The 10,302-nt window shown below is 65.3% G+C and carries 9 protein-coding genes; 5 read left to right on the top strand and 4 right to left on the bottom strand.

Features of this window, described 5'->3' with window-relative positions:
• Positions 1-26: 26 nt before the first annotated feature.
• Positions 27-1,190 (top strand): ATP-binding protein, encoded by a 1,164-nt coding sequence (locus tag ACTZWU_RS08645; RefSeq protein WP_444736954.1) that lies wholly within the window; start codon positions 27-29, stop codon positions 1,188-1,190.
• A gap of 117 nt (positions 1,191-1,307) precedes the next feature.
• On the opposite strand, the gene ACTZWU_RS08640 is transcribed toward ACTZWU_RS08645, so the two are convergent.
• Positions 1,308-1,676 (bottom strand): DUF1622 domain-containing protein, encoded by a 369-nt coding sequence (locus ACTZWU_RS08640; protein WP_444736953.1) that lies wholly within the window; start codon positions 1,674-1,676, stop codon positions 1,308-1,310.
• A gap of 263 nt (positions 1,677-1,939) precedes the next feature.
• On the opposite strand from ACTZWU_RS08640, the gene repA reads away from it, so the two are divergent.
• The 3 genes from repA to repC all read left to right on the top strand — a co-directional run bounded on the left by repA (position 1,940) and on the right by repC (position 5,357).
• Positions 1,940-3,124 carry a plasmid partitioning protein RepA gene (gene repA / locus ACTZWU_RS08635; RefSeq protein WP_444737162.1) on the top strand — a complete coding sequence of 395 codons (1,185 nt, stop codon included), beginning with the start codon at positions 1,940-1,942 and terminating at the stop codon, positions 3,122-3,124.
• Positions 3,124-4,038 (top strand): plasmid partitioning protein RepB, encoded by a 915-nt coding sequence (repB, locus tag ACTZWU_RS08630; RefSeq protein WP_444736952.1) that lies wholly within the window; start codon positions 3,124-3,126, stop codon positions 4,036-4,038. Before repA ends, repB begins: the two co-directional genes overlap by 1 nt.
• A gap of 179 nt (positions 4,039-4,217) precedes the next feature.
• Positions 4,218-5,357 carry a plasmid replication protein RepC gene (gene repC / locus ACTZWU_RS08625; RefSeq protein ID WP_444736951.1) on the top strand — a complete coding sequence of 380 codons (1,140 nt, stop codon included), beginning with the start codon at positions 4,218-4,220 and terminating at the stop codon, positions 5,355-5,357.
• Between the two features lie 72 nt (positions 5,358-5,429).
• On the opposite strand, the gene ACTZWU_RS08620 is transcribed toward repC, so the two are convergent.
• Both ACTZWU_RS08620 and ACTZWU_RS08615 read right to left on the bottom strand, forming a co-directional pair.
• Complete coding sequence (locus tag ACTZWU_RS08620) at positions 5,430-6,341, bottom strand: recombinase family protein (RefSeq protein ID WP_444736950.1); 912 nt, start codon at positions 6,339-6,341, stop codon at positions 5,430-5,432.
• Positions 6,335-6,694, bottom strand: coding sequence for a type II toxin-antitoxin system VapC family toxin (locus ACTZWU_RS08615; RefSeq protein WP_444736949.1), 360 nt, complete (start codon positions 6,692-6,694; stop codon positions 6,335-6,337). The genes ACTZWU_RS08620 and ACTZWU_RS08615 overlap by 7 nt, the downstream gene beginning before the upstream one ends.
• A gap of 541 nt (positions 6,695-7,235) precedes the next feature.
• On the opposite strand from ACTZWU_RS08615, the gene ACTZWU_RS08610 reads away from it, so the two are divergent.
• Positions 7,236-8,927 carry a mechanosensitive ion channel family protein gene (locus tag ACTZWU_RS08610; protein ID WP_444736948.1) on the top strand — a complete coding sequence of 564 codons (1,692 nt, stop codon included), beginning with the start codon at positions 7,236-7,238 and terminating at the stop codon, positions 8,925-8,927.
• Between the two features lie 99 nt (positions 8,928-9,026).
• On the opposite strand, the gene rhaI is transcribed toward ACTZWU_RS08610, so the two are convergent.
• Positions 9,027-10,301 (bottom strand): L-rhamnose catabolism isomerase, encoded by a 1,275-nt coding sequence (gene rhaI / locus ACTZWU_RS08605; RefSeq protein WP_444736947.1) that lies wholly within the window; start codon positions 10,299-10,301, stop codon positions 9,027-9,029.
• Position 10,302 lies beyond the last annotated feature (1 nt).

Below are 10,302 nucleotides of genomic sequence, written 5' to 3'. Positions count from 1 at the left end.
TCCACGTCATGGAGTAATTGCAAGGTATGTATTCAAGACACTCTGCTCAGATCGTGCATTCCGCGCTGGAATCCCAGGCGGCTGTCGTCTTGCTGGGGCCCCGGCAGGTCGGCAAGACCACATTGGCGCTTGAGATCGCCGGGGAACGCCCGTCCGTTTACCTCGATCTGGAACGTGACGCGGATCGGCGGGTCCTGACCGAGCCCGATCTGTATCTGGATGAACAGGTCGGAAAACTTGTCATTCTGGATGAGGTTCAGCAGATGCCGGACCTGTTCCGGAACCTCCGCGGGCAGATCGACATGCGGCGGCGCAAGGGGGCGCGCACGGGGCAGTTCCTTCTGCTGGGATCGGCGTCGAACGTGCTGCTGCATCAATCGGCCGAATCCCTTGCCGGGCGGGTCCGCTATATCGAGATGCCGCCCCTTATGCTGGACGAGGTCGGCAAGGACAGGCTGAACGACCTGTGGCTGCGAGGCGGGTTTCCCGACAGCTTCCAGACCGACAGCGACCGGGACAGCCTGGCCTGGCGCGAGGATTTCCTGCGCACCTACCTTGAGCGCGACATCCCCGCCCTGGGGCCGCGCATCCCGGCGACCACGCTTCGCCGCTTCTGGACGATGCTGGCCCATGTGCAGGGCGGATTGCTGAACGCGGCCGCGCTGGCCGAGGGGCTGGGCGTCTCGGGCCAGACGGTCGGGCGATACCTCGATCTGCTGGTCGACCTGATGCTGGTGCGTCGCCTGCAGCCCTGGCATGAGAATGCCGGAAAGCGTCTTGTCAAATCGCCGAAGGTCTTTGTCAGGGATAGCGGCCTCGTCCATGCCCTGCTTGGACTGGGCGCGCTGGAAGGCCTGCTGGCGCATCCGGTGGTCGGCGGCAGCTGGGAAGGGTTCTGCATCGAAACCCTGATCGCGGCTGCTCCGGCGGGGACCGAGACGTTCTTCTACAGGACGGCGGCGGGGGCCGAGCTTGATCTTGTCCTCAGGCTTCCCGGGGGTGAGGTCTGGGCGATCGAGATCAAGCGCACCACCGCGCCCAAGGTCTCGCGCGGTTTCCATCTGGCGGTCGATGACATCAAGGCGGACAGGAAGATGCTGGTCTATGCCGGTGAACACGAGGTCCCGGCCGGTGACGGTCTGCGTGCGATGCCCCTGGCCGATGCGGTGGATCAGCTGCGCAATCTCTAGGCCGGTTGTCATCGCCGGGTTCTGGCGGGGCGCCAACCGGGATGCTACCGGGCCGCGTGGATTTCCACGGCGCCCGGATCGATGGATCGCCACCGCCTTTCAGACGCGGCCCCGCCCTCAATCCCGTTGCAGCGCCCTCAATTCGTATTCCATGACCACAGAGATGAGCGAACGAAGCAGAACGATCGCGCCCAGCAACAGGACGTTGCCCATGCTCAGATACAGGATCGTCCGGATCAGATCGGCCACGATCAGCACCTCCAGCCCGGCCAGGACATGCCGGCCCAGGACCAGACGCCCCGTATTCAGCTGGTGACGCCGTTCATGCGCGTCCTTTCGCATGATGTCGCCGGTCACGAAATGCGTGCCAAAGCGCAGCGCGCCCAGCAGCAACACGCCGATCGCCGCCAGTTCTAATGCGACGACGACCCAATCCAGAGCCCAAGCCACCGCCCCAAGCCGGTCCGACAGGTCAGAAAGTGTCACCTCCATCGCCGTTTCGCATCCCGCGCCCTATGTCTTGCGGTCTGCCTGTCCATGGCGTCGCTCCTGTTGTGGCGGTCCAGAGGGGCAACCGGCATCACGCGCCGAGGTTCCCTGCCCCCCTGCCCCGCCGATCACGGCGGCCAAAAAAGCGCTTGTCAGAATCGTCAGGAAACCGCATTAAATTACGGAACAAAGAGAATAAGACGGCCGAAAGCGTAACAAGATCGGTCGCGACGAGGCGATAAGGGGCAGCCGTGAGCATTCTGCGACCGAAAACGCGTATCGACAAGCTTGTCGGCGATCATGCGGCGGCCTTGTCCAGCCGTCTGCAGGCGCATCGTGAACAGCTTTTTCCGCCCAATGCCAAGCGGGTGCTGCGCAAGTTCACCTCGGGCGAGGTGGCGGACCTGCTGGGCGTCAAGGATGCCTATCTGCGCAAGCTGGATCTGGACGGTCGCGGCCCCTCGCCCGAGACGCGGGCCGGGGGGCGGCGCTATTACACGCCCTCGGACATTCAGGCGCTGCGCGAACTGCTGGAAAAGGGCGCCAAGGCGCCGGGCACCTATCTGCCCGGCCGGCGGACCGGCGACCACCTGCAGGTGATCACGGTGATCAACTTCAAGGGCGGGTCGGGCAAGACGACCACCGCCGCGCATCTGGCGCAGAAACTGGCGCTGGACGGCTACCGGGTGCTGGCGATCGACCTTGACCCGCAGGCCAGCCTGTCGGCGCTGCATGGGGTGCAGCCCGAATTCGACCTGCCCGATGGCGGCACGATCTACGACGCGATCCGCTACGATAACCCCCTGCCCCTGCGCAGCGTCATCCAGAAGACCTATTTCACCAATCTGGACCTGATCCCCGGCAATCTGGACCTGATGGAATTCGAGCATACGACGCCGACGGCGTTGCGCGAACGCTCGGGTAACCTTTTCTTCACCCGGGTTGGCGACGCTCTGGCGGATGTCGAATCGGATTATGATACGGTCGTCATCGACTGTCCGCCTCAGCTGGGCTTTCTGACGATGTCGGCGCTGTCGGCGGCGACCGCCATTCTTGTGACGGTTCATCCGCAGATGCTGGACGTGATGTCGATGTGCCAGTTCCTGCTGATGACCTCGAACCTGCTGGGCGTCGTGGCCGAGGCCGGGGGCAGCATGGATTACGACTGGATGCGCTATGTCATCACCCGCTACGAGCCGGGCGACGGGCCGCAGAACCAGATGGTCAGCTTCATGCGCTCGATGTTCGGAGAGCATGTTCTGAACCATCCCGTGCTGAAATCGACGGCGATCTCGGATGCGGGAATCACCAAGCAGACGCTCTACGAGGTTGAAAAGTCTCAGTTTACGCGCAGCACCTATGAACGCGCGCTGGAAAGCCTGAACGCCGTTCACGGCGAGATCGAGGGACTGATCCAAGCCGCCTGGGGCCGGGGGAGGGGTTGATGGCACGCAAGGACCTGCTGAAGAACCTGATGAACGCCCCTGCCCCCTCGGACGAGGCGCGGGTGGCGCATCGCAGCGATCGCGGCGCCATCGGCGCGGTGTCGAAATCCATCAACGAATTGAAAAGCCGCGCCATTATCGAGGTGCCGGCCGATCTGATCGACGATGCGGGCATTTCCGACCGGTTCGACGACGATGCCGAGGGGATCGAGGCGCTGCGCCAGTCCATCAGCGAATACGGCCAGCAGGTGCCGGTTCTGCTGCGCCATTCGCAGCGCGACGAGGGCCGCTACGAGATCGTTTTCGGCCGCCGCCGGGTCGAGGCGATGCGGGGTCTGGGCCTGCCGGTCCGGGCGATGGTGCGCCATCTGAACGACCGCGACCTGATCGTCGCGCAGGGTCAGGAAAACTCGGCCCGCAAGGATCTGAGCTTCATCGAAAAGGCGAATTTCGCCGCCCAGATGGCCCGCGCCGGGTTCGAGCGCAAGGTGATCTGCGATGCGCTGTCGATCGACAAGACGGTGATCTCGCGGATGCTGACCGTGACCGACGCGGTTCCTGAATCGGTGATCCGGGCCATCGGCGCCGCGCCCTCGGCCGGGCGGGACCGCTGGCTGGCCCTTGCGGCCAAGGTCGCCGGTCGCCCCGAGGACGAATTGATCGCCGCTGCTCAGGGGCCCGATTCCGACACCCGCTTCGCGGCCGTTCTGGCCGCCATTTCCGCGCCCCCGCGCCAACCGACCGCCCTGCCCCTTCGTGGCGACGGCGCGACGCTTGGCACGGCGCGGCGCGGCAAGACCAAGGCCATCATCGAATTGTCCGGCGATGGCCGGGCCTTTGGCGACTGGCTCATCGACAATATCCAAGAGGTTCACCGCGACTGGCTGCAACGCCAGAGCGGACAGGACGAGTGAACAAGAACAAAAGGAGGCACGAGCGGCAAAAAGAAAGCCCCCCAGGACATGACATCCCGAAGGGCCGTTCTCACGATCTAGCACCTCGTTGATAACGGACCTCGTTGACAGCTGTCAACCGCGTCTTTCCCGGCGCCCGGCTTTTCTTTGCCTTGTGAAAGCGCATGAAGCATATTTCCATGTCCATCCTCGGGCATGGCGTGGTTCCGGCTGGCCAGGTGTCTGCCGAAACGGCGCCGGATGGCCCGTCCGCGTCTGCCAGCATCGACAAATGGGACCTGTTGCGGGACGCCGTCCAGGCGCGCCGGCATCTGGGTGTCAGCGACCGCGATCTGGCGGTCCTGTCGGCGCTGCTGTCCTTTCACCCCCTGCCGGGGCTGGATCTTCGGGCGCAGCTGACGGTCTTTCCCTCGAACGCGTCGCTGTCGGCGCGGCTGCACGGTATGCCCGAAAGCACGCTGCGCCGGCATCTGGCCGCGTTGGTCAAGGCCGGGCTTCTGACGCGCCGGGACAGCCCCAACGGCAAGCGCTATGCCCGGCGCGGTCGTGACGGCCAGATAGTGCGCGCGTTTGGGTTCGACCTGATGCCTCTGGCCCGCCGCGCGGCCGAGATCACCGCCGCCGCACAGCAAAGCCGCGCCGAGGCCGAAGAGATGCGCCGCCTGCGCGAGGAGATCAGCGTCAACCTGCGCGATGCCAGCCGCGCGCTGATTGCAGCCATGTCCGAGGGCGCGGCCCCTGCCCTGTCCTCTGAGCGTCTTGCCGACCTGCACCGTCAGAGCCGCCGCAAATCCGACCTGGCAGAGCTTCACAGGCTCTGCGCTGAAAGCCGCGCGGCCCTTGATCTGGTGGCTCCGATCGCGGTCGAAACAACGATTCCGGGCGGCGATGACAACCAAAATGAGCGGCACTATCAGAGTTCAGAAACAGATAACCTTGAATCTGAATGCCATGAAGACGGGGAAACCCGCGAATGTGGCGCAAAGGGTCTGACGATCGAGACGGTGCTGCTGGCAACTCCGGATATACGGGCCTACAGCGCCAAACCGATCCGGAACTGGCGCGATTTGCTGGACGTGGGTGCCTTCGTGGCGCCGATGTTGGGGATCACTCACCCGGTCTGGGCCGCCGCCCGCAAGGCGATGGGCGACGATGTGGCGGCGACGTCCATCGCCTGTCTTTTGCAGCAGGCCTCGCGCATCCGCTCACCCGGCGCTTATCTGCGCGTGCTGACAGCCCATGCGGCGAAAGGCGCCTTTGATCCGGCGCGGATGGTGAATGCGCTGCTGTCCCTCGATGCGCGGCCTGCGGCAGGTTGACAGCTGTCAACTCTGCCAAACGTCGATCAAGAGGCTGCCCCACACGGACGGCACCGCGAACGGGCAGGGGCACTACGTCGCACCCGTCACCGGCGGTTCGGCTGGCTGAAGCAGGCCAAGCCTCTCGGCGCGTTGCAGCAGCATTCGGACCGACGAGGGCTGCCAGCGCGTCCGGCCGCGCGGGGTCCGTTCGCGCATCGCCTCCAGCCGGTCGCAGATGGCCTGAAGCGTGATGTCCGGGTCGGCGCCCTTGATCGCGGCAACGATGGTCGGCAGGCGGTCGTCGGTTGCGCGACGCGCCGCGCGGCCAAGAACGGTGACAGGCAGGAAGCCGTCGCGCACATAGGCGTTGACGGCCCGGATCAGGCGGCTTTGCGTCCAGCGGCGATCATGGGGCAGGGGGGCATTGATGATACGCAGGATATCCTCCCACGCCATGTCGGGCCGCAAACGACGCACATGGGGCACCCATTCCTGCGCGGTGTCGGCAAGGCGCTGCATGTAGCCGTCCTGCCGTGCCAGACGCACCTTGCGCAAGGCCGCCGGATCGCGCGCGCGCAGACCGGGATTGCCGCCCACCCGGCCTTTGCTGCGGGCGCTGGCGAGGCCGGCCCTGGTCCTTTCGCGGATCAAGGCCCGCTCGAGTTCGGCGGCCGCGCCGAGAACCTGCAACGTGAACTTGCCCTGAGCCGAGGCCGTGTCGATCGGGTCCATGAGCGACCGGAAAAAGGCGCCCTTGGCCTCCAGCCGCTCGATCACCTCAAGCAGATGAGACAGCGACCGCGCCAGCCGGTCGATCCGCACCACGACCAGCGTGTCACCCTTGCCGATGCGCTCCAGCGCCCGCGCAAGGACCGGGCGCGACCGGTTGCCGCCCGAGGCCTGTTCTTCGTGGATCTCGACGCAGCCTGCGGCTTTCAGGGCCTCGGACTGGGGCAGGGGGGTCTGGTCTTCGGTCGAAACGCGGGCATAACCGATCAGCATGGCGCGAACGGATCGAGGACCGGCACGCCGCTTGGTGCGACATCATCCACATGTCCCGTCACCACCGTCATTCCATGCGCCAACGCGCTGGCGGCGATGATCAGATCCGCACCGTTATGGCCGATCCGCGCGGAAAGCTGGCCCCAGATCCGGGCGGCGGGCGGATCGAAAGGCAGGATGCGGTCCGCGAACAGCAGTTCGGTCCGTTGCAGCCACTGGCGCAGGTCGCGGACAAGGGCGGGGTTGCGCGTCTCTTGCTGGGTGATGCCGCGCTCGATCTCGCCCAGTGTCACGACTGACAGAAACAGCGCTTGGGGGTCCTGGCGACGCAGCCAGCGTCCTGAAGGTTCCACATCGCGGTATCTTCCCATTGGCTGACCAGCTGGATGGTCAGATAGCAGCGAAAGGGTTCTTTTTCAACCCGAACGGCGGCATCGTGCAATTTAGCCAAGCGCATGGAAACGACCGTTTGAATACGACTGCAAGGACGTCCCGTGCCGGAATGCTTGGCAAAACCCCCATGGTTTCTTGGGGCAGAGCGCGATCATACCGTCGCCGATGCGCGCTTTGCGGAGGCGTGCGAATCCGTCCCGCAAAAGCCTTGGGTAATATGCATCGCTGTTCGATTCAGCGCATATGATCGGTAAGTAACGACAATAAAATGATGATTTACCAGGCCTATCTCGAATGCTGAAGAGGGCGAAGGCGCATCCAAGGACGAGGCTGTCGATCCGCCGCCAAGGCCACGGGCGGACCGCTGTCATCGACGACTGCCGGGGGGCCGAGGCAGGCTGCGTTCCGGTTCGTCCGCGTTTTTTCGGAACATTCGCCCGCCCGCAGGATTTCCTCTGTCTGTGGAAATGCGCGAGAGTCAAACCAAGCGAGAGGTTCAAGTTGACCCGGACGCGTGCCCTTCGGATACTGCTGCTGCTTCTTGGCCTCGCTCTTGCCAGCCTGATGGCGCTGACTGCGCGCGCGCAGGAACAGTCGGGCGACGCCGTTTTTGAAACCTCTGCCCTGAATGTCGGCCTCGGGCCCGCGCCGTCCCGGATCGATCGTGCCACGCCCCGCTCTGCCATGGCCAGCTTCCTGCGAGCGGCCTCGGACGAGGATTGGGAGGCCGCGGCCCATGTGCTTGACCTGAGCGGGCTGCCACCGGACCAGCAGCGCATCGCCGGGCCGCGATTGGCGCATGATCTGTATGACGTCATCGATCGCAAGGTCGTATTGGACTGGTCGCTGCTGCTGGATCGTCCGGACGCGCTGCAGACGGAAGGGGGCGATACCGAGGCAAAGGCAGGCGAGACGCGTCGCTCGCTCTTGCTCCGCGAGTTGGCTCTGGATCCTGTGCCGGCCGATATCCGGCTTAACCGGGTCCAGCCCGCCGGCGCCGGGCAGCCGGTCTGGGTGTTCCCGGCCGAGACGGTGCGCGACGTGCCTGCACTGCACCGCGCCTACGGCCCTTCGCGCTTCGAGACCGCCTTGCCCGAATGGTCGCGCAAAAAGATATTGGGCGGGCTGATGCGGTGGGAATGGATCGGCCTGCCCGTGCTGATCCTGTCGGCCCTGCTGCTTGGCTGGATGGTCCACCGCGCCCTGACGCTGGCCAGGCGCCGCGCGCGGCGAAAGGTGATCCGGGGTGTTCTGAACGCTTCGTCCTGGCCGCTGATCATCGCAAGCGTGACCGCACTGGTCTGGTGGGTGACCAGCAACGTTTTCGTGTTCTCGGGCAGGATCGACGTGTTCCTGGCGCCGATGATCGCCACCGGCTTCATCACCGCGCTGCTGCTGTTCATCGTCTCCGGCGTCGAGGCGCTTCTCGACGGGCTGATCGCTCCGGGCGACGATATCGACCTGACCGTGGCGGACCATGCCGAGTCGCGGGCCCTTGCCACCCGGCTCAACGCGGCGCGCCGGGTTCTGGTGGTGGTGGTTTTCCTGATCGGTGCCGGTGTGGTTCTGACCTCGGCCGACATTGCCGGCAATATCGGGCTGTCGCTTCTGACATCTGCGGGGGCGCTGACGATCATCCTGGGCTATGCGGCGCGCAACGTGCTGAGCAACATCATGGCCTCGTTGCAGATCGCGCTGAACCAGTCCGCCCGAATGGGGGATCGCGTCGTCTACAAGGGCGAGCTGTGCCATGTCGAGCGCATCAACATGACCTTCGTGCAGCTGCGCAACTGGGACAGCACCCGCCTGATCGTGCCGGTGGAGGAGTTCGCCTCGGAGACCTTCTCGAACTGGACGCTTCAGGATCCCGAGATGCTGCGCATCCTCAAGCTGAAGCTGGACCCACATGCCGACATCGACCGGCTGCGCGAGGCCTTCACCGAGGTCCTGCGCCAGGTCGCATCGCTCGATATAGGACAGAACATCAGCGATCTTGACGGCGCCAGCGTCAATGTCGCCGATCAGGACATCTTCGGGATAACGGTCTGGTTCAGCGTTCCCTGCACGGACCCCAACACCTCGTGGGAGGTGGCCTGCACCGTCCGCGAAAGACTGGTCGCGCGCCTTGCGCAGATCGAACGGCAATCAGGCGGAAAGGTCTTTGCCGCTGCGGTCGCGGCCGAGCCGGGCTAGGCCGCGTTCTGCGCGGGCAGCTTCGGTTCCCCGAAACCGCCGCCCTTGCCGGGCGCCGAATGCCAGATCCGCAAAACGCGACCTGCCCTGACCGGTGCCTCAGACGATCCCGCCGCCGCCCGCTGCCACGGCGGGCCGCGTCTCGGCCATCTTGGCGCGCCAGCCGGATGCGCGATAGGTTGCCACCGGATCGATCGCCGCCCCCGCACGCAGCCGCGCCATCTGCAGGATCGGCTCTACATCCGTGCGGAACCCGGCGCGCAGGGTCGCCGCCGCCATCAGGGCGTCGTTTTCCGCCCGGTAGCCCTCCAGCGCGGTCCGGTCCACCAGCGAGGCCTGCACGAAAGCGCGCTGGATCTCGGTGGCCGAGACGATCAGGCTCTCGATCGGGTCGGTGACGTTGTGGCTCTGGTCGATCATGTGCGACAGGTTCAGGCCGGGCGTGTCCTCAAGCTCGACCAGCTCGTTCCAGACCAGGAACAGGCGGAACGGGTCGATGGTGCCGCTGTCCAGATCGTCGTCGCCATATTTGCTGTCGTTGAAGTGGAACCCGCCCAGCTTGCCCGCGCGGATCAGGCGCGAGACGATCATCTCGATGTTCACGTTCGGCGCGTGATGGCCGAGGTCCACCAGGCATTGCGCCTTGGGCCCAAGTTCCTGCGCGATCATCAGGCTGGTGCCCCAATCCTGAACGACCGTCGAATAGAAGGCAGGCTCGTAGATCTTGTGTTCGGAAAACAGCCGCCAATCGTCCGGCAGGCCCGCATAGACCCGGCCCATCGCCTCCATGTAGCGGTCGAACTGGCGCGACAGCGAGGTCTGGCCGGGAAAGTTCGAGCCGTCGCCGATCCAGACCGTCAGCGCGGTCGATCCGATGGCCTGCCCGATCTGGATACATTCCAGATTATGCTCGACCGCCTGCGCCCGCACCGCAGGGTCGGTATGGGACAGCGAGCCGAACTTGTAGCTATGCGCCTGACCCGGCTGGTCCTGAAAGGTGTTCGAGTTCATGGCGTCAAAGCCCAGCCCGACCTCCTCGGCCTTTTCGCGCAGAAGGGCGGGGTCGGTGCGGTCCCATGGGATGTGCAGGCTGACCGTCGGCGTGGCGGCGGTCAGGGCATGGATCACGCCGCAATCGTCCAGCTTGTCCATGATGCCGCGCGGCTCGCCCGGCCCCGGAAAGCGCGCAAAGCGCGTGCCGCCGGTGCCGGTGCCCCAGCTGGGCACCGCGACGCCAAAGCCCGATGCGCGGGCGGTCAGCGCCTCGATATCGATGCCGCGACGGGCAAGGCGGGCGCCAAGCGCGTCGTAATCGGCCTCAAGGTCCGCGCGGCGCGCGGCGTTCTGCGCCTCGATCAGTGTCTTGTCGATCATG

This window comes from Paracoccus sp. NSM (assembly GCF_052379855.1).
In the GTDB taxonomy this organism is placed as follows: domain Bacteria; phylum Pseudomonadota; class Alphaproteobacteria; order Rhodobacterales; family Rhodobacteraceae; genus Paracoccus.
Note: the sequence above shows the minus strand (reverse complement) of the source record. Positions and strands in the feature narration are given on the sequence as shown.

Bases quoted from the DNA above. Each gene is read 5' to 3' on its own strand.
- repC (WP_444736951.1), top strand. From the start codon at position 4,218: ATGTCCATCCTCGGGCATGGCGTGGTTCCGGCTGGCCAGGTGTCTGCC.
- ACTZWU_RS08645 (WP_444736954.1), top strand. From the start codon at position 27: ATGTATTCAAGACACTCTGCTCAGATCGTGCATTCCGCGCTGGAATCC.
- repB (WP_444736952.1), top strand. From the start codon at position 3,124: ATGGCACGCAAGGACCTGCTGAAGAACCTGATGAACGCCCCTGCCCCC.
- rhaI (WP_444736947.1), bottom strand. From the start codon at position 10,301: ATGATCGACAAGACACTGATCGAGGCGCAGAACGCCGCGCGCCGCGCG.
- ACTZWU_RS08620 (WP_444736950.1), bottom strand. From the start codon at position 6,341: ATGCTGATCGGTTATGCCCGCGTTTCGACCGAAGACCAGACCCCCCTG.